We start from the raw sequence: 23,568 nt of genomic DNA, 5'->3' as shown, positions 1-23,568 counted from the left end.
GCTTAATTAATCTCAAGCATATTCCAGTTACCAATATCCTGATTCACACCTTCGCCGCCTTCTTGGTTATCTGCGCCTAAGGTGAAAATATCAGTGGTACCGTGCTCACCTGGATTCAGGTATTGGTAATCGTTGCCCCAAGGGTCTTGAGGCAAACGTTTGATGTAACCATCTTGACGGTAGTTACGTGGCTCTGGTGATGAGCTAGGCTTACTCACCAATGCATCTAAACCTTGGTCTGTGGTTGGGTAAACACTGTTATCCAATCGGTACATATCCAACGCGCCTTCTAGCGAGCTGATATCTGTGACAGCTTTTTGCTGATCCGCTTTGTCTTTGTTACCCAACAGGTTTGGGACAACCAAACTTGCCAACACACCCAAAATAACGATGACGACCATGATTTCCAGCAGGGTGAAGCCCTGTTGACGTCGTTGCATGTTCTCTCTCCTGAAAAATTGCTGCTTGGCAGCATACGTTGAAATCAAACGCCCACAATATTGTTGAGCTGAATAATAGGCATTAATGTTGCCACGACAATGAAAAGTACGATGCCTGCCATGGCTATAATCAACATCGGACCAAAGATACCCAGCGCAATGTTCACTTGGGACTCAAAGTCCCTGTCCTGATTGTCTGCTGCTCGCGTCAGCATTTGTTCGAGTTCACCGCTTCGTTCACCACTGGCAATCATGTGCAGCATCATGGGTGGAAACAGCTTAGCTTTCTCCAGCGACACTCGAAGACTTGAACCCTCACGAACGCGATCAGACGCTTCCAACACTTTGGCTTTCACCCAAGTATTGGTCATGACGTCCGCAGCCACTTTCATGCCGTCAAGGAGCGGGATAGCACTGGAAGTACAAATCGATAATGTGCGAGCAAAGCGCGATGTATTAAGCCCTCGAGCAACACGCCCAATCACGGGCATGCTCAGGATATTCCTATCCCAGGCTAACTTGCGGTTTTTATTGCGTAATAAGGTTTTAGTTAGCGTAACGGCAGCCACAAACAACACCAGTACCAACCAACCCCATTGCGTGACAAAATCACTGGCGGCGAGCAAAACTTGAGTGATCCCCGGTAATTCCGAACCGGTTCTCAAAAATTGTCCCACGATGTCTGGTACCACGGTCGCCAGCAAAAACGCCACGATCGCGATTGCTGCAACGGTCAGTACAATGGGATAAACCATGGCTTGAATAAGCTTGTTTTTAACCTGCTGTCGGTTCTCGACATAATCCGCCAATCGCTCTAACACTGGCCCCAGATGTCCCGATTTTTCTCCCGCCGCCACCATGGCGCGAAAGAGTTGGTCAAACACATGCGGATAGTCACCAAGGCTATCCGACAAGGTATAGCCCTCAACCACTCGCGCACGAACGCCCGTGAGCATGTTTTTAAGGCGCTGCTTTTCGGTTTGTTCAGCAACGGCCTTAATACACTCTTCTAACGGCATTGATGCCTGTACCAAGGTCGCAAGTTGACGGGTGATCAGCGCCAGTTCATTGGTGCTGATCCCACGTTGAAATCCACTCGAGGATTTGGTTTGATTTTGCTGCTCTTTTTCATGAGTTTGCGCCACTTCCATTGGCACTAAGGATTTTTCACGAAGCAATTGGCGAGCTAACCTCGCCGTGTCGGCTTCAATGACGCCTTTTACTGTTCGACCTTTGGCGTTTAACGCTTTGTATTCAAACGCTGCCATTACCCCTCCCGCGTTACACGCAAGACTTCTTCCAGCGTGGTTTGGCCCTTACGTACTTTCATCAGACCATCAGCACGGATACTTGGGGTTGATTGACGAACATAGCGCTCAATGGCCTGCTCGCCCGCTTCGTTATGAATGAATTCCTGCACTTGAGTATCCACAACAAGCAGCTCATGAATACCGGTTCGCCCTCGATACCCTTTGTTGTTACACGCTTTACAGCCCTTAGCACGATAAAGGGTCAAAGGCTCACTCTCTGGTAATTCAAACCACGCTTTGCTTTGTGCGTCGGCCTCATAGGCTTCTTTACAATCTGGGCACAAGGTGCGCACCAGACGCTGAGCCAATACGCCCAATAACGAAGAAGATACGAGGAACGGTTCGATACCCATATCACGCAAACGCGTCACAGCCCCTACCGCAGTATTGGTGTGAAGTGTAGACATCACCAAGTGACCCGTTAAGGATGCCTGAACAGCAATTTGCGCCGTTTCAAGGTCACGAATTTCACCGACCATCACCACATCGGGATCCTGACGCAAAATGGCGCGCAACCCGCGAGCAAAAGTCATGTCGACCTTGGTATTAACCTGCGTTTGTCCAATCCCGTTGATATCAAATTCAATCGGGTCTTCCACCGTCAGAATGTTGCGCTCGGCGCTATTAAGCTCAGTCAAACCGGCATACAAGGTGGTGGACTTACCCGACCCCGTAGGACCAGTGACCAACAAAATACCGTGAGGGCGCTTGATAAGGACTTGGAAACTGTCTTGAACGGATCGGGTCATGCCCAAACTTTCAAGGTCAAGTTGGGTGGCGTTTTTATCAAGAAGACGAAGTACTACACGCTCGCCATGGGATGACGGCATGGTTGATACACGTACATCAACCGCTCGTCCGCCGATACGCAATGAGATACGGCCATCTTGTGGTACGCGTTTTTCTGCGATATCGAGACGAGCCATCACCTTGATACGAGAAACAAGAAGCGGCGCCAATTTTCGACTAGGGCTTAGCACTTCTCTCAATACACCATCGACACGAAATCGGATCGATAAGCTTTTCTCAAAGGTCTCAATGTGGATATCAGACGCTGTTTCTTTGATCGCCTCACCAAGCATGGCATTGATTAGCTTGATGATTGGCGCATCATCTTCCGATTCGAGCAAATCTTCGCTTTGTGGTAACTCTTCCGCCAACGCAAAGAAGTCGTCGCTGTCAGCGCCAATATCTTCCATCAATTGCTGTGCTTCTGATGAATCTCGCTGATAAAGCTGCGTCATTTTTGGATCAAAATCTTCGCTGCGAAGTTGTATTGGCGTGAAGCAATGCCCCAATACTCGACGCACTTCCATCAATATTGCAGGCTTTGGCTGATCACGGTAATACAGCAACCAGCCATGATCGGTTCGCTCAACCACGACACCATGGCGTTTGGCGAAACCAAACGGCAAACGCGTCGCGGCCGTCACGACCGTAGGATCCATGTCATCGCCTATGATGCCTGCATCCATTTCCAGAGACTGCATATCCATAGCGACTACCTCAGCTCAGCCATGATGGCACGCACTTCTGCAGGCATGGTGAGGTCGACTCCGTACTCAGGCAGCACGGGTTTTTTCACGCCAGGCAACAGCTTCACTTCTTCCTGAGAGCGGTAAATCTGCTCTGCACGGATGTAGTTATATTTACGCTGTGAAATGCCGTCAGCGGTCAATCCAGAGCGGATAATGGTTGGCTTGATAAATAACATCAGGTTACGTTTTGTTTTGCCTGATGACGTTGATTTAAACAAGTGGCCAAGAAACGGAATGTCACCCAGAATCGGGACTTTCTGCTCGCTTTCATTGGTCTGTTCATCAATCAAGCCACTCAGCACAATCATTTGCTTATCCGCAGCAAGCACGGACGTGTTGAGCTGACGTTTGCCAAAGCGAATATCAACCGCCCCACTTGCGCCCAATACGTTTGAAATTTCCTGCTCAATAGTAAGCTGAACCGAATCACCTTCGTTAATTTGCGGGGTGATTTTCAGCTTGATACCCACATCTTTACGTTCAACGGTTTGGAATGGGTTGTCGTTGCTTGACCCCGTCGTAGAACCTGTGACCACCGGCACTTCTTCACCCACGATGAATGACGCCTCTTCGTTATCCAGCACCATCAAACTTGGTGAAGACAAAATATTAGAATCACTGTTAGAAGACACCGCAGTGACCAACGCTGTCCAGTCACCAAATACAATGCCTGCCGCCAGCCCACTCACGCCGCCTAACACTTCTGCAATCGCAGTCGGGTCGCCGGATTCCGTGATAGGTACTTGCACCAAGTTATTATTGTTATCGAAGCGTGACTCCGTTGTGGTTGTGTCTTTGGCTTCTTCTTGCGCAGCGAGGTAATTGGTGACAGGTACACCGGTATTACCAAATTGAATACCACCACCTTCGAGAGAACCCCATTGCACGCCGAGGTTTGCACCGTCACTTTCAGAGATTTCCACAATCATGGCTTCAATCAAGACTTGTGCACGACGAATATCCAGCTGCGAGATCACACTTTCTAAAGCACGCATGATGTCAGGTGGCGCAGTAATCACCAACGAGTTGGTGCCTTTGTGGGAAGAGATTTTCACATCACTGGCAGCAGGACCAGGTTGGCGTTGCCCACCTTGTTTTTCAGCGATTAGGTTTTCAGACACACCTTGCAAGACATCCACGACATCTTCGGCTTTTGCGTAGCGAAGGTAAATCACGCGGTTGTTGCCTACGGTTGCCATTTCACGGTCAAGCTGGGAGATCAGCCTGCGAATACGCTCTCGCACTTGTGGCTCACCAGAAATCAACACAGAGTTTGTACGCTCATCGGCAACAAAACTTGGCTGAAGCAATGCAGGCGTGTTTTTACCATCACCTTGCTTATTCAAGCTTTCAACAATACGAACCATTTCCGACGCCGATGCAAATTCAAGGTGCACCACATCCACTTCTTTATTGCCGGCTTGGTCAACGCGCTGAATGATGTCCGCCAAACGGTTAACTACTGCAGCACGACCCGTGATCATGATGACATTGGCGGGATCATAGTGAACCACGTTGCCCGCACCCGCGTTATCAATCAACTGACGCAACAGCGGAGACAATTCACGCACCGAGACATTTTTAACCGACACAACGCGTGTGACGACGGCATCGCCTTGAACCTTGTCACCATCACCCACGACAGGGATTGCTGATTGCTTGGCGTCTTTATCGCGAATGACTTTCAGTACGCCGTTTTCCATTTCAACGACGGCAAAACCATATACGGAAAGCACGTTGAGGAAAAACTGGTAGTACTGATCTTCATTGAGCACATCGTAACTGCGCACATTCACTTTGCCGCGTACTGCAGGGTCAACGATGATAGTCTTTTCGAGGTTGCGTCCGACAATCTCGATAAACTCTTGAATATCTGTCCCTTTAAAACTGGCACTGAATTCAGCAGCCCAAGCGCCCATGCTCTGCATGGCAAGTACGCCGGCAACCAGCCAGATTTTACCTTTCTTCCACGTCTTCACAGTGTTCTCCGTTTCGGTCCTACTTAAAGACCAATATAAATTTCGTGCAACTGACCGTCTCGTTGAACGGTAAGGCTGATCTCGGATGCATCAGACAAGCTTTGCCAGATGCGATTCATTTCTGCAGGATCGGTTAAATCAGCGCCATTGATACCCACGGCGACATCACCCGACTGTAAGCCTGCTTCTTTAAATAAACGACTGTCGCTACCTGGCCCTAAGCGATACCCAATCAAGCCACCTTCGCCCTGCTCTTGCGACAAGGTGATGTATTTCAATAGCGATTGAGGGTTATTCATGATTTCCGCTTTGATGTTGGTAAGATCGGGGGCCCCTTTATTGACTGGGGTACGAGAAGCAGCGGGAGGTGTTTTTCTGACGGGTTTTTGCCCCGTCGTACTGTAGTCGATACCTGCGAGCATTAAGGCTTCATCGTTACCGTTATTTCTCAAGATAACGCGATCGTTAAGCACCTGACGCAAGATAACGCGCGTGCCTTCAATCGCTTCACCAACACCATACGTTTTCTGCGCACCACGATTAGCAATAACGGCTAATCCGCGCTCGGGCTCAGAGCTTGCGACCAAACCCACCAAGGTAAGATTTAAACGGGTACGAGGGGCATCAACAACAGGTTCAGGTTTTCTCTCAACGGGGGCTCTTTTTTCGCTAAAGCGTCCAAAAAAGTGACGATTGGCGAGTTGATCCAGTTGGTAGGCGGGTAATTGTTGCCCAGACTGCGCGATCACTGCCGCTGTCGAAGAAACATCAACCAAAGGCGGTGTGACCCAGAGCCACACCAAGCGGCCCAGCGTCCAGGCAAGTGCCAAAAGCAGTAGACGCGTTGTCCATTTTGCTGCTTTAGCGGGAAATTCTTTCCCAAGTTGTGGTTGCGCCCAATCCATTAGACGTTGTATCCCAAAATTCGCAGACATGCTCTTCCTGTCGTATTACATCGCATTCCATTGGCAACCAGCAGAATGCCGTTTTTAGCGCCTAGGTGCAGGAATTATTAAATTGACTGTTCAATTTACCTTTTTTCATCGCCCTTGCCGATAAGTGAGAACCTATTTTTGTCTGAATGATTCCATTGCGGCTTGAAAGTTAGACGCTTGGTCACCATATAAGAGCCATAATTGTGATGCTGATCAGATTACCTGATTATGGTAAGTTTAGCCGCTGATACGTAAAGGAGTGTTTAGTGGGTTCCAAACACGACAATATCAACCAAATTTTGCAGGTAAGACTGGATAAATGGTTGTGGGCCGCGCGGTTTTATAAAACCCGAACTATCGCTCGTAATATGATCGACGGGGGTAAAGTGCACTATAACGGCCAGCGCTCGAAACCCAGCAAAGTGGTAGAAGTCGGGGCGGAAATCAAACTTAGACTCGGCCTTGAAGAAAAAGTCGTGACGATTATACAAATCAGTGAACATCGTCGTGGCGCGCCCGAGGCTCAAACCCTTTACCGCGAAACCGATGACAGTGTGACACGAAGAGAACAGCGCAGTATGGAGCGTAAACTCAACGCACACAACCCAAGTCCCGAGCGTCGCCCTGATAAAAAGCAGCGACGCGATATTATCAAATTTAGAAACAGTAACGATTAACGCCGGAGAAGTTATCCCATGGCACAAGATAGTCTGCACCGTTACTTGTTCGATGGCGTTTCAGTGCGCGGCGAACTAGTACAACTTTCTGATACCTATCAACAACTGACGAGCGGCAAAGAATACCCAGCCCCTGTTAAGAAAATGCTGGGTGAGCTGCTGGTTGCGACCAGCCTACTCACCGCAACGCTAAAGTTCGAAGGCAGCATCACCGTACAGATCCAAGGTGACGGCCCCGTTTCTTTACTCGTCATTAACGGCAACCACGATCAAGTGATGCGCGGCACTGCCCGTTGGCAAGACGAGCTGCCAGAATCGGCATCTCTTCATGATCTGGTCGGTAAAGGCCAAATGGTCATTACCATCGAACCTGAAAAAGGTGAGCGCTACCAAGGCATCGTAGGCCTAGAAGGTGAAACTCTCGAAGCTTGTCTGGAAGACTACTTTGCCCGTTCAGAGCAATTGAAGACCCGCCTATGGCTTCGTACTGGCGAGTTTGAAGGAAGCGCAAAAGCAGCCGGTATGTTGCTTCAGGTTCTTCCTGGCGATGAAAATAAAGAAGACGACTTCGATCATTTGGCACAATTGACAGACACGGTGAAAAACGAGGAGCTGTTCAGTTTGGACGCGCAAGACGTTTTATATCGCCTTTACCATCAAGAAAACGTCAATGTCTACGAACCGAAAAATGTGACATTCAAGTGTTCATGCTCGCGCGAACGCAGCGCATCTGCGATTGCTGCGATTGATCGTCAAGAAGTTGAAAAAATGGTTGCTGAGACCGGAGATATCAAACTTCACTGCGACTATTGCGGTGCGGACTATGAATTCGATAGCGTTGATATTTCAGCAATTTTCAACCAAACAGGCCCATCAACGGGCACAGTACATTAATATTTTTCTTTAATAATTAATGAGCACAAAAACCCAAAAAACCGGCCCTCAGGTCGGTTTTTTTCATTTAAATTCCCACTTTCCCACAAAAAATACGCCTTTCTCTAACCTCTTAATTTTGTACAAATAATAATCGATCTCATGTGGCACAACTGAGCAACATGACGGTAATATATGTAATACAGACTCGTTAAGAGTATTACTTTACCCTAATAAGTTTGTGGTTATTTTTTGAATTAACTCTCTGAATTGACTAATTCAGATTGCTAGCATGGACGACAGTTACATTACATCTTACCCAAGGAGCACCTATGACTGTCATGAACGTCGATAAAAAGGTTGCACACAGTATCGATTTGTCACAACACGGCATTTTCGATGCAGAAGAAGTAGTTCGTAACCCTACCTACGAACAGTTGTTTGCTGAAGAAACAAAACCGGAACTGAAAGGATATGAGAAAGGCATCGTCACTGAACTCGGAGCAGTGGCCGTCGATACTGGTATCTTCACTGGACGTTCTCCCAAAGATAAATACATTGTCAAAGACGACACCACGAAAGATACACTGTGGTGGTCTGATCAAGGTGCCAACGACAATAAACCTATCGATCAGCACGTATGGAATGATCTCAAAGATTTAGTGACCCAACAGCTTTCGGGCAAACGTCTGTTTGTGATTGATGGCTATTGTGGTGCAAATCCAGATACCCGCCTCAACATCCGCGTCATCACCGAAGTTGCCTGGCAGGCACACTTCGTGAAAAACATGTTTATCCGCCCAACAGAAGAAGAGCTGGAAAACTTTGAACCTGATTTCGTGGTCATGAATGGGGCGAAATGCGTCAACGAAAAATGGCAAGAGCATGGTCTGAACTCCGAAAACTTCACGGTGTTCAACCTCACTGAACGCATGCAACTCATCGGCGGTACTTGGTACGGCGGCGAGATGAAGAAAGGCATGTTCGCCATGATGAACTACTTCCTGCCTCTTAAGAACATTGCATCAATGCACTGCTCTGCCAACAAAGGCGAAGAAGGCGATGTGGCGATCTTCTTTGGTTTGTCTGGCACAGGTAAAACCACCTTGTCGACCGATCCAAAACGCGAACTCATCGGTGATGACGAGCACGGCTGGGATGACAATGGCGTGTTCAACTTCGAAGGTGGTTGCTACGCGAAAACCATCAAGTTGTCGAAAGAAGCGGAACCTGACATCTATAACGCCATCCGCCGTGATGCGCTGTTAGAAAACGTCACCGTTCTCGGCGATGGATCTATTGATTTTGATGATGGTTCGAAAACAGAAAACACCCGTGTTTCTTATCCGATCTACCACATCGAAAACATCGTCAAGCCGATTTCCAAAGGCGGTCATGCCAATAAAGTGATTTTCCTGTCAGCGGATGCCTTTGGTGTCTTACCCCCCGTTTCTAAGCTTACGCCTGAACAAACCAAGTACCACTTTTTGTCTGGCTTCACAGCGAAACTTGCGGGTACTGAGCGTGGTATCACCGAGCCAACACCGACCTTCTCAGCTTGCTTCGGCAAAGCCTTCCTCACTCTTCATCCGACGCAATATGCGGAAGTGCTGGTGAAACGTATGGAAGCGGTAGGTGCGGAAGCCTATCTGGTCAATACAGGTTGGAATGGCACGGGTAAACGTATCTCGATCAAAGATACCCGCGGCATTATCGATGCGATTCTTGATGGTTCGATTGAAACAGCGGAAACCAAAGATATCCCAATCTTTAACCTGAAGGTGCCAACCAGCCTTCCAGGCGTTGATTCAACCATTTTGGATCCACGCGACACCTATGTTGACCCACTTCAGTGGGAAAGTAAGGCGGAAGACTTGGCGAAACGCTTTATCGATAACTTCGTCGAATACACGGACAATGCGGAAGGCCAAGCGCTGGTTAAAGCAGGTCCACAGCTAGACTAAGTCGTCAAATCAATCAAAGCCCTCAACCTTGAGGGCTTTGTTTTTCTCAATCCCGCTTCACATCGGCTTTTATTACCACTTGAATAACGTCGATTTTTGCGCCAACCTCAACACATCCGCGGCTTATCCGCCCCCACCTTGCGTCACATAAAGAGAAGATCGCCAAATGCGTTTGCTCACCAAGCTACTTGCTTCGTTGCTGATCGTGCTTGTGGTGACACTGGCTACATTTCTGACGGTGCTGAGTACGAACTTTGGACTGCCAATGGTCAAACAGGCCGTAAGACTGCTTACGCCTTATGAACTGAGCGCAACGTCATTAGAGTACAACTTGCTCGCGCCTTTGACGCTAGCACTTTCCGATCCTCAACTGACACATAATAACGACCCACAAAAACACCACGCAGCCCATTTCATTTCATTACGCCTCTCTCCGTTGGCATCTTTGTCCGGTGAAATGACCTTACGCAGTGTTGTCGTGCGCGGCCTTGATATCGATGAAGCAATGAAATCCTCACTGCCACCGTCCCTAACCATTGACCATCTCGCACTGGATGACGTGAACTATCACAGCGAAGCTATTTCCTTCGCACACGCCGACATCCAAATCTCAGATTGGAAAAACAGCCCATCGACATGGGGAGCGTGGCAAGGAAAGTTTCAGCTGTCTGCCCCTAAGATAGTGATCGACGGGCAAACGCTGACGAACCTTCTACTCGACAGTGAATATCGAGATGATGCTTGGGAGATATGGGGGCTATCGCTTAACAGCCCTTTCGGTAACGTGACAGGCAGCGCGACACTGCAATCAAATCATTTATGGGTCGTACACCAACTCACGCTCTCTGATACGCGTATTGAGCCTTCAGAGTCACTGCAGAAGCTCAAAAAACAATGGGATACATTCAGCCAACATTACGACATCAATATTAAACGGCTGGATCTTCTGGATGTCAGTGCGGCATTAACTGACATCACGGTTGAGCACCTTAATTTCTCGGTGCAATCGGTCAACTTACAAAATGGCGAGTTGGTGTGGACGCCGAATACTGCGGCCTCATTGCTGTCGTTTAATGCCAGCTTGTTCAATGTTGGCCAATGGCTTTTCACCGATCTGTTGGCAGACTTGTCTTTGTCTCCCACTCGCGTCGATGTCAGCGCTTTTTCGTCGAAAATAAATGATGAAGGGTTTGTCTCTTTTTCAGGAAAAATGGACACCTCGTCGCTTAAACTCAATACCCTAACAGCCAATGGCTTGGACATTGAATTAGACACCACGATGTTCGCTGTCTTACAGCAAAAGTGGGCAGCGTTTGACACCGTCGAGCTCGGACAATTTTCTGTTAAACATACCAATATCACGCTTCCCGACCCCGCTTTTCCAATCCAAGTCATTGGATTGAACTTACGCGGTCGCGATCTGATCCCGCGCCAACACGCACAAAATGGCATGTGGCAAGGCGCGCTTACTGCCAGTGCTGCTGCGGCCAGCATCAACCGAATTCCAGTAACGGCACCCTATGCCAATATGCACGTCGACAATAAAGGTGAATGGCATTTAGACCCGCTGAGCGTGTCTTTTTCACAAGGACAGCTTTCGGTGAAAGCACGCGTTCAACTCTTAAATCCTAGTCATCCATGGGTAACAGAGATCAGCGGTCTTCGCATTCCGAACGAGCTATATCAACGTTGGCTGGGCGTGACATTGCCACTAAGTGGAGAACACGATGTGGACGCGCGCCTATCCGGGTTGGGAGCAGACAAAGACAGTTTTGCTTATAGTTTGAGTGGTAATGTGGTCGCAACGCCCTATCGTACCGAGCTAACAACCCGCCCAGAACAATCCTTGTCACAAAGCCTGTTGGGGATTTTTGTTCCGCTCAATGAAGACGGTGACAACATGCGATTGCCAATGACGGTAGAACAAGTGAAGCTTGCCGCCGATCGTGGGCGTATTTCACTCGCCCCAGTCAGTGTGAAAGCAAACACTGGCAACGCATCCCTTTCAGGTAGCTGGGATTTAGTGACAAAAGAAGGGACGTTGACGAATGCGTCACGCTAGAAGATAGCGTTAACTGAATAGTAAGGTTTGATTTGGCATCGCATCGTGCTCGTTGGTGCTCGCTTCTGGCATTAACACGAACGTGCCCGTGAAGTTTCCTGCCACGTCATCACCACTGTATATGGTCACTTCGAGCTTAACACGTGCTCGACGACCATTAGCAAGACGATCCAAATCACCGCTTAAGCTGTCTAATGAAACCGCCGCACGCGGACGCTCAGTGATAGGTTTGCGGTAACGAATATGACTGTCAGCTAACACAATCGCGGCAGACAGCTGACGTTCTTTCATCAGCAACCATACCATGCCCCATCCCGTCAGTGTGGCCATACTGAATACACTGCCAGCAAACATCGAATCATGAGGATTCAAATTGGCGTTTAGCAAGGCTGACACTTCAAAACGGTAACCCGTGAACTGGGAAATACGAATCCCCATTTTGTCGCTAATTGGGATTTGCTGCTGCCAACGTTGTTGTAACTCATGGCACCATTCCGGACGACGGACAACGTCAGACATCGGGTCAAGCAGTTTAAGCATTTGCTGGTGTTGCACAGGCCCGCGCTCTTCACTCAATTCGCCCTGATTCACAAATCCATTGGCACTGTAAAAACCAATCGCGTCCTCTCGTGAATTACACACAAGGCGCTTTGCACCTTCTTGACGCGCTAAAGATTCCAACGCCATCAATACCAACGCGCCCAACCCCCGGGTGCGATATTGTGGTGCAACAGCCATGTAACGAATTTGCCCATCATTATCAGGGCTAATGTAAAGGCGTCCAATCGCAATGGGTTCGCCTTTCGCATCAACAATCATGCGGTGATGTGCACCGACATCATAGGCATCGCGTTCAGAGCCTTCAGGGTGACGCCAAGGTTCACGGAGCATCTTCCAGCGAAAATGGAAATAGGCATTAAGCTCACTTTCCTTCGTTGGTGTGATCAATCGAAACATCGTTGCTCCTCTCCTTGTGAACCGAGCAAAACTCGGCGCTAGGCTTGCAACCAAAAGGTTACAGGCCCGTCATTGGTCAGACTGACTTTCATGTCAGCCGCGAAAATTCCATTTTCAGTGCGAACGCCGCTGTCACGGCAATGTTGCGAGAAAAGCTGATAAAGACGGTCAGCTTCTAGCGGCGGTGCACCATTAAAGCTAGGACGCATGCCTTTTTTCGTGTCTGCTGCCAAGGTGAATTGCGACACCACCAGCACATCCCCCCCAGCTTGTTGAACGTTCAAGTTCATCTTTCCATTCTCATCTTCAAAGATGCGGTAGCCGAGCACTTTTTCGTGTAATCGATGCGCTTTTTTATCGTCATCGCCTTTCTCAACACCCAACAGTACCAGCAACCCTTTACCAATCTCACCGACCACATTGCCATCAACGACCACATTGGCCTCACTGACTCGCTGGATTAGCGCAATCATATCAGTTCCTTTCTTATCATCTTAATTATCAGTAACTTGCTTTTTATCCGAATTGGGCTCGACGTACCACATCGCCCGTTCGCCTAAAGACGCAGTGATTTCAGCCCCCAACAGCACGATGCACCAGCTGAGGTAGACCCAAACAAACAGCAGTGGTACGACGGCTAATGCGCCGTAGATAAGCTCATAGGACGGAAAATTCGTGGCGTAGAAAGCAAAGGCCTTTTTACTGAATTCGAACAATACACTCGCAGACATGGCGCCAATTAACGCATGGATCGCGCGAATTCGACAATTTGGCACCAAGGTATACAAACCCATAAATGCCAACGATGTGAGTAAAAATGGCAACCCGCGAAGCAGTGCTGGCGCCCACATTTCGGCACCGTCAAGCTGAAGTAAATTAAGTGATCCCAAATAAGAGCTCACACCAATGCTACTGCCCACGAGTACGGGGCCCAAAGTTAAGACCATCCAATAAATCGAAAAAGACACGACGGGTGCGCGCTTGTGTTCCACTCGCCAGATGTAATTTAGGCTTCTATCAATGGCTGAAATTAGCATCAAAGCCACGACAAACAAAAAAGCGACACCGACAGCTGTCATCTTGCCTGCATTGGCCACAAACTGGTTGAGGTATTGCTCTAACGCATCGCCGGAGGCTGGCACAAAGTTGTGCAGCACAAAAGTGCGAATTTGATCGCCCGCTTCCGCAAAGCCAGGAACGAGTGAAAGCGCAGATAGCACCACTGTGATCAGCGGCACTAAAGACAACAAAGTGACGTAAGCCATGTAACCTGCGTTGACTGTCATGCGGTCATGAACAATACGAAGAATAAGATGCCTCAAAAAGGCAAACAGAATCTGTCCCATCCTGGGCACTAAATACTTGAGTCGTTCCACTGCTTAAACCATAGTCTCTTGTAAAGAAGGTTAATCATAACGTAAAGGAGTTTACCGTGCGTCTTCTCTCTACCCTGTTTCTTGTTTTCACGCTGGCTGGCTGCCAGTCCGCCTATTATGCCACCATGGAGCAAGTTGGCATTCATAAACGCGATATCATGGCTGACCGCGTCGAAGCCGCTTCAGAGGCACAACAAGAAGCCAGCGAGCAATTCACTAGCGCCCTCGAGGCACTCTCCACACTGACCAATTTTGATGGTGGTGAATTGGAAGCGATGTACAACACCATCAACGATCAATACGAAGACAGCGAAAAGGCGGTTGAAAACGTTCGCGAACGCATCAAGGGCGTTGAGGATGTATCGGATGCTTTGTTCGACGAATGGCAAGATGAGCTGTCGCTGTATTCCAGCACTAAACTGCGCCGCGAAAGCGAGCGCAAACTCAAAGCGACAGAGCGAAGTTATCAACAAATGCTGTCGGCGATGAAAAAGGCTGAAAGCAAAATGGTACCAGTACTCGATACCTTACGCGATAACACTCTGTATCTTAAACACAACTTGAATGCAGCGGCCATTGGCGCACTCAAAGGTGAATTTTCGGATCTAGAACAAGATATTAATCGCGCAATCAAAGATATGCAGCTGGCTATTGCCGAATCAGAGCGGTTCCTTTCCACCTTAAAGAATTAAATTAGCTTCCTCTGTTTCTCACAAGTGGAACACGCTGAGTAAGACAAATTCCCTTATCGTTTGCGCAGGCAAATTTCTGCCTGCATTCAACGGTATGAAAACCGTCTCTCAACATGGAGGAGAACACATGGGTATTATTTCTTGGATTATTCTTGGACTACTCGCTGGCATCTTGGCGAAGTGGATTATGCCAGGGAAAGACGGCGGTGGTTTCATTATGACCACACTGCTGGGTATCGCAGGTGCTGTTGTCGGTGGCTGGGTAAGCTCACTCATTGGTATTGGTACTGCTGGCGGATTAAGCCTAGGTAGTATTGTCATGGCTACGGTTGGTGCGCTTATCCTGTTGTTTCTCTACAACCGATTCGCCAAGTAACCAATAGCAAGCAAGTCGTCGAAGAAGTACTGATACAACAGAGACAAAAAAGCCTCCATCATAGGAGGCTTTTTCTTATTCGCTTAGTGCAGACAAATTACTTGCTGCCGCGGCTTGCGCGTTTGCGATCGTTTTCAGTAAGAAGTTTCTTACGAATACGAATGCTTTCTGGCGTGACTTCTACCAGTTCATCATCATCGATGAATTCCAGCGCTTGCTCAAGGGTGTACTTGATAGCAGGAGAAAGCGTTTGCGCTTCATCAGTACCAGACGCACGAACGTTGGTCAGCTGCTTACCCTTCAGACAGTTTACTGTCAGGTCGTTAGAACGGTTATGGATACCGATAACTTGACCTTCGTATACTTCGTCAGCGTGCTCAGAGAATAGACGGCCACGCTCTTGCAGGTTAAACAGTGCGTAAGTCAGTGCTTTACCTGTTGCGTTAGAAATCAGTACGCCATTTTTACGCTGACCAATAATGCCAGGCTTCATTGGACCGTAGTGATCAAACGTGTGGTAAATCAAACCAGAACCTGAAGTCAACGTCAGGAACTCAGTTTGGAAACCGATCAGACCACGAGAAGGCATGACGAAGTCCATGCGCACACGGCCTTTACCGTCAGTCGCCATGTTAGTCAGTTCGCCTTTACGCAAACCGATTTTCTCCATGATGCCGCCTTGGTTTTCTTCCAACACGTCGATAGTCACAGTTTCAAACGGTTCCATTTTCTGGCCGTCTTCTTCTTTGATGATAACTTCAGGGCGAGATACCGCCAGCTCGAAGCCTTCACGACGCATGTTTTCGATCAGGATAGACAGGTGAAGTTCACCACGACCTGATACACGGAAGCGATCCGGATCACCGGTTTCTTCAACGCGCAGAGCAACGTTGTGAACCAATTCTTTTTGCAGACGCTCAAGGATGTTACGTGAAGTAACAAACTTACCTTCTTTGCCCGCGAACGGAGAAGTATTCACCTGGAAGGTCATGGTAACGGTTGGTTCGTCGACAGACAGAGGTGGCAACGCTTCAACTGCGTTCACATCACAGATGGTGTCAGAGATTTTCATCTCACCCAAACCTGTGATAGCGACGATATTACCAGCATGCGCTTGGTCGATATCATGGCGCTCAAGGCCAAGGTAACCAAGGACAGTACCGACTTTACCGTTACGGGTTTTTCCGTCTGCGCCAATGATGGTCACTTGTTGATTTGGCTTAACCGAACCACGCGTTACGCGGCCAACACCGATAACACCAACGTATGAGCTGTAATCCAACTGAGAGATTTGCATCTGCAGTGTGCCATTCGCTTCAACTTCTGGTGCAGACACGTTATCAACGATAGCTTGGAACAACGGTTCCATGTTTTCGCCAACTTCGCCTTCTTCCAAGGTCGCCCAGCCATTCAGTGCTGATGCGTAAACCACTTGGAAATCCAGTTGTTCGTCAGTTGCGCCTAGGTTGTCGAACAGGTCAAAAACCTGATCCATAACCCAATCAGGACGTGCGCCAGGACGGTCAATTTTGTTGATAACAACAATTGGCTTCAGACCGTGACCAAACGCTTTTTGCGTTACGAAACGAGTCTGTGGCATTGGGCCATCAACGGCATCAACGATCAGAAGAACAGAGTCAACCATCGACATGATACGCTCAACTTCACCACCGAAGTCGGCGTGTCCTGGAGTATCTACGATGTTGATACGGTAGTCATTCCAGTTAATAGCGGTGTTCTTCGCCAGAATGGTAATGCCACGCTCTTTCTCGATGTCGTTCGAGTCCATGACGCGTTCTTCGTGCTCGCCACGTGTTTCTAGGGTGCCAGACTGCTGAAGCAGCTTATCAACTAGGGTAGTTTTACCATGGTCAACGTGCGCGATGATCGCGATATTTCTTAGTTTATCTATCTGTAAGGTAGACATGGGTACTCTTTCACTCAAAAAAGATGTGCCGCCAAAGGCAACCAGCAAACCCGCCAGAAGCACTCACCGCCACTTGATTAAAATCCGGTCGTAATTTAACAGATTTTTACTCAAAACCCACCAACTATGTGACTCAGGATCAATTTATCTTCATATCACCTTATTGATGACACACTATTAGGCGAATAAAAAAACAGCTCTATCCCTTATTTTCCCCCACATAACGGGTGATTTTTGCGCCACAAAAGCAAAAGCTTCGAGACTTCGATCTGGTTCACAGCTCCGACATTGTGTCTGCTTTCTGCCGTGAGAGTGATTGACAAGGCCCTCCAACCACTGCTGAATGAATCCATTGGTCACGCAATCCTTCCATTGCACCATCTTGGTGCGGACGCGCACCAAACTTGATCACGGGTTTGCACAATTTCAACGCAAAATCGCCTAAATACAGGCATTAACGGAAATTTCAAACTTGGCACACTTTTCGCTTTAGAGTGCTCAGACCAACTTTTTGGTAGAGCACACGAAAGTAGCTTTGCTAATTTAGAGAATAACGACACCGGAGGTTTATTCACATGTCAGTAGAAAACGTACTCGCCTTAATCCAAGAGCACGAAGTGAAATTTATTGATCTGCGCTTCACCGATACCAAAGGTAAAGAGCAGCACATCTCAATCCCAGCACATCAAGTTGATGCAGACTTCTTTGAAGACGGCAAAATGTTTGATGGTTCTTCTGTTGCCGGCTGGAAGGGCATCAACGAATCAGACATGGTAATGATGCCTGACGCGTCTACTGCTGTGCTTGACCCGTTTACTGAAGACAGCACCCTGAACATCCGTTGCGATATTCTTGAGCCAGCAACCATGCAAGGCTATGACCGTGACCCACGTTCTATCTCAAAGCGCGCTGAAGATTACATGCGTTCTACGGGTATCGCGGATACCGTACTTGTTGGTCCAGAGCCAGAATTCTTCCTATTTGACGACGTGAAATTTGCCAACAACATGTCAGGCTCTTTCTTTAAGATTGACGACGTTGAAGCATCATGGAACTCAGGTTCTGATTTCGAAGGCGGTAACAAAGGTCACCGTCCAGGCGTGAAAGGCGGTTATTTCCCAGTTGCCCCTGTTGATTCATCACAAGATATCCGTTCAGCCATGTGTCTGGTTATGGAAGAAATGGGCCTTGTTGTTGAAGCGCATCACCACGAAGTAGCAACTGCAGGTCAGAACGAAATCGCAACACGTTTCAACACACTGACTTCAAAAGCTGACGAAATCCAAATCTACAAGTACGTTGTTCACAACGTTGCGCACGCATTTGGTAAAACAGCGACCTTCATGCCTAAGCCACTGGTTGGCGATAATGGTTCTGGTATGCATGTTCACATGTCTTTGAATAAAGATGGTCAGAACTTGTTTGCTGGTGACAAATACGGCGGCCTGTCTGAAATGGCGCTGTACTACATTGGCGGTATCATCAAGCACGCACGTGCTATCAACGCCTTTGCTAACCCGGCAACTAACTCATACAAGCGTCTTGTTCCAGGCTTCGAAGCGCCAGTTATGCTTGCATACTCTGCACGTAACCGTTCTGCTTCTATCCGTATCCCAGTGGTACCAAGCCCGAAAGCACGCCGTATCGAAGCACGTTTCCCAGATCCAGCCGCTAACCCATACTTGGCGTTTGCAGCACTTCTGATGGCTGGTCTTGACGGTATCAAGAACAAGATCCACCCTGGCGATGCAATGGACAAAGATTTGTATGACCTTCCTGCAGAAGAAGCAGCAGAGATTCCAAAAGTTGCTGAGTCTCTGGAAATTGCATTGAAAGCACTTGACGAAGATCGTGAATTCTTGACTTCAGGTGGCGTATTCTCTGACGATTTCATCGATTCTTACATCGGTTTGAAATCTCAGGACGTTGAAAAAGTAAACATGGCTACGCACCCACTGGAATTTGAACTGTATTACTCTGTGTAATTAGACAAGTTTCATATCAAATCAAAGGGCTCGCTCACAAGCGGGCCCTTTTTCTATTGTCTCAATATGACTTAGGCGCAAAATATCACTTTTCGGTTCAAGGATAGATTCATGCGTCGAACATGGCTGTTGCTTCTTATTGGTGCATTATCAAACGTGGCGTATGCCAGTGAGTATTATCGCTGGGTCGATGAAAACGGCACCGTCCATTTTAGTGATGCCCGACCTGAGATCAGCATTGAGATGACATTCGACGTTGATATCTTAACCCAGTCCAATTCGGGCAATGTCGCCGCGCCCTCATCCCCAGCCGCTCCTCCTATTCCTCCAATACCAGAAGCACCTGCTCTCGCCACCCGTGTCACACTTCTTTCGCCTACCAATGATGCAACGATTCGTAACAACCAAGGCATGATTAACATCGAGCTTTCTACCGATCTGCCATTGGGAAAAAATCAAAAAGTTCGCGCACTCGTAGACGGAAAGTCTCAACCATCCCAACAGAGCTTGCAGTTAGCGCTCGACAACGTTGATCGCGGCAGCCACACCATCAAGGTGCAGTTGCTACAAGATGGCAAGGTTATTGCTACTACCTCTTCAGTGACTGTATTCCTGCATCGGGCAATTCAACGAAAAGCCCCGCCTAAAGGGAAGCCAACCCCTCGATAGCGTAATCAGGGTCACCTAGTGCAAGCAACTGAATGCAACGCACGTTTTCACCACTGCACAAGAATGCACAGCGATGCACAGCGATGCACAATCAAGTAAACTTGATTGCACCACACTGGTGCAGCCAAATAGGAAGGTGATGTGGCCACTCTGACAGAAACTGTAATGGACAACCTGATCACGGCAATTTTGGTGCTCGATAATGAACTTGCTGTGACTTATGCCAATCCCGCCGCCGAGCAATTGCTTTGCTTGAGTGCACGTCGAATGCGCGACCATCCGCTGTCTGACGTTATTCAGCATTGCTCCATCGATCTCGAGCATGTCAAAGAGACGCTGGCGAACGGGCAAGGCCTGACCGACAGTGACGTGACCTTGGTCGTCGATGGTCACCAGCGAAAGGTTGAATTAAGCGCGAGTCCCTTAATGTGGCAGCGCAGCCCTTCCATGCTGCTCGAAATCAAAGCCATTGGCCATCAGCAGCAAATAAGCAAAGAACTCCAACAACAAGCCCAGCAACAAGCCGCAAAAGAGTTAGTTCGTGGACTCGCTCATGAGATTAAAAATCCACTTGGTGGACTTCGCGGCGCAGCGCAACTGTTGGAGAAGATGTTGCCAGACCCAAGTCTTGGCGAATACACGCAGATCATCATCGAACAAGCTGATCGCCTACGAAACTTGGTTGACCGTTTGCTTGGCCCGCAAAGGCCGGGACATAGCCAACAAGAAAACATTCATGTGGTGTTGGAAAAAGTGCGCCAACTTGTCGCATTAGGCGCGGAGGACATCAGCATTGAGCGAGATTACGATCCTAGCCTGCCAGATATCGAGATGGACCCAGAGCAACTGGAACAAGCGCTGTTGAATGTTCTGAACAATGCCGCGCAAATTCTGGCTGACACGCCCAATGCGCAAATCACCTTGCGCACCCGAACCGAACATCAAGTCGTGATCAGCGGTAAGCGTCACCGATTAGCTGCACGCATAGATGTATCAGACAACGGCCCCGGCATTGCGCCAGAGCTTCAAGACACTTTGTTTTATCCCATGGTGTCCGGACGACCGGGCGGCACAGGGCTGGGGTTGTCTATCACGCGCAATCTCATCGATCAGCACAAAGGTAAAATTTACGTCAACAGTTGGCCGGGACACACGACCTTCACCATTTTGCTACCAATTCGACGCTAAGGGGAGAACATGAGCAAAGGACTAATCTGGGTCGTCGATGATGACAGCTCTATCCGCTGGGTGTTAGAACGCACGCTCAACGCGGCGGGCATGGCATGTGAAACCTTTGCCGATGCCGATAGCGTATTGGACGGCCTCAACCGCGAAGTGCCAGACGTACTGGTGTCAGACATTCGTATGCCTGGCACTGATGGGTTTGCACTGCTCAATCGTCTGCAAACGGAATACCCAACGTTACCCGTGATCATCATGACGGCGCATTCTGATCTGGATGCCGCTGTCAGTGCCTATCAAAAAGGGGCATTTGAGTACCTTCCTAAGCCGTTTGATATTGATGAAGCGGTCGTTCTGGTTGAACGGGCGGTTTCTCATAGCCAAGAGCAAAAACGCCAACGCGCCCCGAAAGAAGCCATGGAAGCCGCACCGGAAATCATCGGTGAAGCGCCATCTATGCAAGAAGTGTTTCGCGCCATTGGCCGTTTATCTCGCTCTTCTATATCAGTATTAATCAACGGTGAATCAGGCACAGGTAAAGAGTTGGTGGCGCATGCACTTCACCGACACAGCCCGCGCGCGAGCAAATCATTCATTGCACTGAATATGGCCGCAATTCCGAAAGATCTGATTGAATCTGAATTATTCGGCCATGAAAAAGGCGCATTTACAGGCGCTAACAGCGTCCGTCAGGGGCGTTTTGAACAGGCCAACGGCGGCACGTTGTTTCTTGATGAAATCGGCGATATGCCCCTCGACATTCAAACCCGTCTGTTGCGCGTTCTAGCCGATGGTCAGTTTTATCGAGTCGGGGGGCATCAAGCCATCAAGGTCGACGTTCGTATTATTGCCGCCACCCACCAACACCTGGAGCGACTGGTCGCCGAAGGCAGCTTTCGTGAAGATTTATTCCACCGTCTCAATGTTATTCGTGTTCACCTTCCAGCCCTTCGCGAGCGCCGTCAGGATATTGGTCAACTGGCGAAACACTTCCTCAAGCGAGCGTCTGATGAACTAGATATCGAAGTCAAAACACTTCATCCGACGACGTTAGATTTGATTGCAGGCTTACCTTGGCCTGGCAACGTTAGGCAGTTGGAGAATATTTGTCGCTGGCTAACCGTCATGGGAAGCGGCAAAGAGATTTTGCCAGAGGATTTACCCCCAGAATTGATGCAGCCTGAAGTTAACGCCGCAAGCGGTGAGGTCGATAGTTGGCAGCAAGCCTTGTCACAGTGGGCTCGTACATCTCTGGGTAAAGGCGATGACAACTTATTGCGAGAAGCCTTGCCAGAGTTTGAGCGAATTCTGTTGCGTGAAGCATTGAGCCATACGCGCGGGCACAAACAAGAAGCAGCTAAGCTGCTTGGATGGGGTCGAAATACGTTAACGCGAAAGCTCAAAGAACTCCAAATGCCTTAGCGTCCCACAGTTTCAACATAAATCGTAAACAAAGAGAACAAAACCGCCTAATGGGCGGTTTATGTTTATTTGCATTACTGACGAGGTGATAGATAGCTCGTATAATTGCCAAAAGTTGATTTAAGGATATTCAAAATGATCGCAACCCACCTTCCTTTGACGGATTTGCACCGACACCTTGATGGCAATATTCGTATTCGCACTATTTTGGAGCTGGGTCAGAAGTTCGGCATGACGCTTCCTGCTGATACTATCGAGACACTGCGCCCGCACGTTCAAGTGATGTCAAATGAGCCGGATCTCGTCGGTTTCCTGTCAAAACTCGACTGGGGTGTTGCTGTGCTGGGCGATCTGGATGCGGTTCGTCGCGTTGCTTACGAAAACGTGGAAGATGCACTAAATGCGCGTATCGACTATGCGGAGCTGCGTTTTTCGCCGTATTACATGGCAATGAAACACAACCTACCGGTTCAAGGTGTGGTTGAGGCAGTGATTGACGGTGTGCAAGCGGGTAGCCGCGATTTTGGCGTGAAAACCAACCTTATTGGTATCATGAGCCGCACTTTTGGTGTCGACGCCTGTATGCAAGAGCTTGATGCGCTGCTGGCACTAAAACAACACCTGATTGCTATCGATCTTGCTGGTGATGAACTGGGTCAGCCAGGTCATCAGTTTAACGATCACTTTGCCAAAGTACGCAAAGCTAACCTTAACGTGACCGTGCATGCGGGCGAAGCCGCGGGTGCTGAAAGCATGTGGCAGGCGATTAATGAGCTTGGCGCTACCCGCATTGGTCACGGCGTAAAAGCCATCGAAGACCCTGCGTTGATGGAATATCTGGCAAAACACCGCATTGGTATCGAAACGGCACTGACGTCCAACGTGCAAACCAGCACCGTTGCATCGCTAGAAAGCCACCCTATCAAGCAATTCCTGTCACACGGCATTCTTGCATCACTGAATACCGACGACCCAGCAGTGTCCGGTATCGAGTTGCCTTATGAATACGAAGTGGCTGCGCTACAAGTGGGACTGACCCAAACGCAAATTACGCAGCTGCAGCAAAATGGTCTTGAAATCGCCTATCTGTCTGACAGCGAGAAAGCAGAACTCACGGCTAAAGCATTAGCGCGTAGCTAGTCGCTACTGGCTCAAAAAACCGACATTCAAAAACACCAGCAAACGCTGGTGTTTTTTTGTTCAC

20 protein-coding genes are annotated in these 23,568 nt (G+C 48.7%); 11 read left to right on the top strand and 9 right to left on the bottom strand.

From position 1 onward, the window contains the following. Positions 1-2 precede the first annotated feature (2 nt). From gspG to gspC, 5 genes are read right to left on the bottom strand one after another with little or no spacing between them, the layout of a single operon-like run. Positions 3-440 (bottom strand): type II secretion system major pseudopilin GspG, encoded by a 438-nt coding sequence (gene gspG / locus ACED36_RS16750; protein ID WP_016959439.1) that lies wholly within the window; start codon positions 438-440, stop codon positions 3-5. 44 nt (positions 441-484) lie between these two features. Beyond that, entirely contained in the window at positions 485-1,708 is a 1,224-nt protein-coding gene (gene gspF, locus ACED36_RS16745) for a type II secretion system inner membrane protein GspF (RefSeq protein WP_016959440.1), read from the bottom strand. Next, positions 1,708-3,225, bottom strand: coding sequence for a type II secretion system ATPase GspE (gene gspE / locus ACED36_RS16740; RefSeq protein WP_026024345.1), 1,518 nt, complete (start codon positions 3,223-3,225; stop codon positions 1,708-1,710). Before gspE ends, gspF begins: the two co-directional genes overlap by 1 nt. A gap of 26 nt (positions 3,226-3,251) precedes the next feature. After that, entirely contained in the window at positions 3,252-5,267 is a 2,016-nt protein-coding gene (gene gspD, locus ACED36_RS16735) for a type II secretion system secretin GspD (RefSeq protein ID WP_016959442.1), read from the bottom strand. Positions 5,268-5,290: 23 nt separating this feature from the next. After that, complete coding sequence (gene gspC / locus ACED36_RS16730) at positions 5,291-6,202, bottom strand: type II secretion system protein GspC (protein WP_016959443.1); 912 nt, start codon at positions 6,200-6,202, stop codon at positions 5,291-5,293. Between the two features lie 266 nt (positions 6,203-6,468). On the opposite strand from gspC, the gene hslR reads away from it, so the two are divergent. From hslR to ACED36_RS16710, 4 genes are all read left to right on the top strand, one after another. Beyond that, positions 6,469-6,879 carry a ribosome-associated heat shock protein Hsp15 gene (gene hslR / locus ACED36_RS16725; protein WP_016959444.1) on the top strand — a complete coding sequence of 137 codons (411 nt, stop codon included), beginning with the start codon at positions 6,469-6,471 and terminating at the stop codon, positions 6,877-6,879. 18 nt (positions 6,880-6,897) lie between these two features. Continuing rightward, positions 6,898-7,773, top strand: a complete 876-nt coding sequence (gene hslO, locus ACED36_RS16720) for an Hsp33 family molecular chaperone HslO (protein WP_016959445.1) — start codon at positions 6,898-6,900, stop codon at positions 7,771-7,773. 311 nt (positions 7,774-8,084) lie between these two features. Further along, positions 8,085-9,716 carry a phosphoenolpyruvate carboxykinase (ATP) gene (gene pckA / locus ACED36_RS16715; RefSeq protein ID WP_017004988.1) on the top strand — a complete coding sequence of 544 codons (1,632 nt, stop codon included), beginning with the start codon at positions 8,085-8,087 and terminating at the stop codon, positions 9,714-9,716. A 166-nt stretch (positions 9,717-9,882) separates the two neighbouring features. Continuing rightward, positions 9,883-11,778: an AsmA family protein gene (locus ACED36_RS16710; RefSeq protein ID WP_016959447.1), complete on the top strand. Its 1,896-nt coding sequence runs from the start codon at positions 9,883-9,885 to the stop codon at positions 11,776-11,778. 9 nt (positions 11,779-11,787) lie between these two features. Here ACED36_RS16710 and ACED36_RS16705 read toward each other — a convergent pair whose 3' ends face one another. The 3 genes from ACED36_RS16705 to ACED36_RS16695 are packed head-to-tail and all read right to left on the bottom strand — an operon-like array spanning position 11,788 to position 14,081. Then, positions 11,788-12,735: a bifunctional GNAT family N-acetyltransferase/hotdog fold thioesterase gene (locus ACED36_RS16705; protein WP_017004990.1), complete on the bottom strand. Its 948-nt coding sequence runs from the start codon at positions 12,733-12,735 to the stop codon at positions 11,788-11,790. Positions 12,736-12,773: 38 nt separating this feature from the next. Then, positions 12,774-13,208: a D-aminoacyl-tRNA deacylase gene (dtd, locus tag ACED36_RS16700; protein ID WP_016959450.1), complete on the bottom strand. Its 435-nt coding sequence runs from the start codon at positions 13,206-13,208 to the stop codon at positions 12,774-12,776. Between the two features lie 21 nt (positions 13,209-13,229). Beyond that, positions 13,230-14,081, bottom strand: a complete 852-nt coding sequence (locus ACED36_RS16695) for a virulence factor BrkB family protein (protein ID WP_016959451.1) — start codon at positions 14,079-14,081, stop codon at positions 13,230-13,232. Between the two features lie 86 nt (positions 14,082-14,167). On the opposite strand from ACED36_RS16695, the gene ACED36_RS16690 reads away from it, so the two are divergent. Then, positions 14,168-14,803 carry a DUF2959 domain-containing protein gene (locus ACED36_RS16690; protein WP_017004992.1) on the top strand — a complete coding sequence of 212 codons (636 nt, stop codon included), beginning with the start codon at positions 14,168-14,170 and terminating at the stop codon, positions 14,801-14,803. A gap of 127 nt (positions 14,804-14,930) precedes the next feature. Beyond that, positions 14,931-15,179, top strand: coding sequence for a GlsB/YeaQ/YmgE family stress response membrane protein (locus ACED36_RS16685; protein ID WP_016959453.1), 249 nt, complete (start codon positions 14,931-14,933; stop codon positions 15,177-15,179). A 97-nt stretch (positions 15,180-15,276) separates the two neighbouring features. On the opposite strand, the gene typA is transcribed toward ACED36_RS16685, so the two are convergent. Then, positions 15,277-17,106 carry a translational GTPase TypA gene (typA, locus tag ACED36_RS16680; RefSeq protein ID WP_016959454.1) on the bottom strand — a complete coding sequence of 610 codons (1,830 nt, stop codon included), beginning with the start codon at positions 17,104-17,106 and terminating at the stop codon, positions 15,277-15,279. Positions 17,107-17,681: 575 nt separating this feature from the next. On the opposite strand from typA, the gene glnA reads away from it, so the two are divergent. The 5 genes from glnA to add all read left to right on the top strand — a co-directional run bounded on the left by glnA (position 17,682) and on the right by add (position 23,504). Further along, positions 17,682-19,091: a glutamate--ammonia ligase gene (glnA, locus tag ACED36_RS16675; RefSeq protein WP_016959455.1), complete on the top strand. Its 1,410-nt coding sequence runs from the start codon at positions 17,682-17,684 to the stop codon at positions 19,089-19,091. A 111-nt stretch (positions 19,092-19,202) separates the two neighbouring features. Next, a complete protein-coding gene (locus tag ACED36_RS16670) occupies positions 19,203-19,760 on the top strand; it encodes a DUF4124 domain-containing protein (protein ID WP_371733553.1) in 558 nt (185 codons plus the stop codon). Between the two features lie 165 nt (positions 19,761-19,925). Beyond that, positions 19,926-20,948, top strand: a complete 1,023-nt coding sequence (gene glnL, locus ACED36_RS16665) for a nitrogen regulation protein NR(II) (protein ID WP_371733559.1) — start codon at positions 19,926-19,928, stop codon at positions 20,946-20,948. Positions 20,949-20,957: 9 nt separating this feature from the next. Continuing rightward, positions 20,958-22,364, top strand: a complete 1,407-nt coding sequence (gene glnG, locus ACED36_RS16660; protein WP_016959458.1) for a nitrogen regulation protein NR(I) — start codon at positions 20,958-20,960, stop codon at positions 22,362-22,364. A 135-nt stretch (positions 22,365-22,499) separates the two neighbouring features. Next, on the top strand, positions 22,500-23,504 hold the full coding sequence (add, locus tag ACED36_RS16655) for an adenosine deaminase (RefSeq protein ID WP_371733552.1): 1,005 nt from the start codon (positions 22,500-22,502) through the stop codon (positions 23,502-23,504). The last annotated feature ends 64 nt before the right edge of the window (positions 23,505-23,568 follow it).

Origin of the sequence: Enterovibrio sp. FF113 (assembly GCF_041439165.1) — a bacterium.
GTDB lineage: Bacteria > Pseudomonadota > Gammaproteobacteria > Enterobacterales > Vibrionaceae > Enterovibrio > Enterovibrio norvegicus_A.
This window is presented reverse-complemented; position numbering and strand designations above follow the sequence as displayed.

Bases quoted from the DNA above. Each gene is read 5' to 3' on its own strand.
- gspG (WP_016959439.1), bottom strand. From the start codon at position 440: ATGCAACGACGTCAACAGGGCTTCACCCTGCTGGAAATCATGGTCGTC.
- gspF (WP_016959440.1), bottom strand. From the start codon at position 1,708: ATGGCAGCGTTTGAATACAAAGCGTTAAACGCCAAAGGTCGAACAGTA.
- gspE (WP_026024345.1), bottom strand. From the start codon at position 3,225: ATGGATGCAGGCATCATAGGCGATGACATGGATCCTACGGTCGTGACG.
- gspC (WP_016959443.1), bottom strand. From the start codon at position 6,202: ATGTCTGCGAATTTTGGGATACAACGTCTAATGGATTGGGCGCAACCA.
- hslO (WP_016959445.1), top strand. From the start codon at position 6,898: ATGGCACAAGATAGTCTGCACCGTTACTTGTTCGATGGCGTTTCAGTG.
- pckA (WP_017004988.1), top strand. From the start codon at position 8,085: ATGACTGTCATGAACGTCGATAAAAAGGTTGCACACAGTATCGATTTG.
- ACED36_RS16710 (WP_016959447.1), top strand. From the start codon at position 9,883: ATGCGTTTGCTCACCAAGCTACTTGCTTCGTTGCTGATCGTGCTTGTG.
- ACED36_RS16705 (WP_017004990.1), bottom strand. From the start codon at position 12,735: ATGTTTCGATTGATCACACCAACGAAGGAAAGTGAGCTTAATGCCTAT.
- dtd (WP_016959450.1), bottom strand. From the start codon at position 13,208: ATGATTGCGCTAATCCAGCGAGTCAGTGAGGCCAATGTGGTCGTTGAT.
- ACED36_RS16695 (WP_016959451.1), bottom strand. From the start codon at position 14,081: ATGGGACAGATTCTGTTTGCCTTTTTGAGGCATCTTATTCTTCGTATT.
- ACED36_RS16685 (WP_016959453.1), top strand. From the start codon at position 14,931: ATGGGTATTATTTCTTGGATTATTCTTGGACTACTCGCTGGCATCTTG.
- typA (WP_016959454.1), bottom strand. From the start codon at position 17,106: ATGTCTACCTTACAGATAGATAAACTAAGAAATATCGCGATCATCGCG.
- glnA (WP_016959455.1), top strand. From the start codon at position 17,682: ATGTCAGTAGAAAACGTACTCGCCTTAATCCAAGAGCACGAAGTGAAA.
- ACED36_RS16670 (WP_371733553.1), top strand. From the start codon at position 19,203: ATGCGTCGAACATGGCTGTTGCTTCTTATTGGTGCATTATCAAACGTG.
- glnL (WP_371733559.1), top strand. From the start codon at position 19,926: ATGGACAACCTGATCACGGCAATTTTGGTGCTCGATAATGAACTTGCT.
- glnG (WP_016959458.1), top strand. From the start codon at position 20,958: ATGAGCAAAGGACTAATCTGGGTCGTCGATGATGACAGCTCTATCCGC.
- add (WP_371733552.1), top strand. From the start codon at position 22,500: ATGATCGCAACCCACCTTCCTTTGACGGATTTGCACCGACACCTTGAT.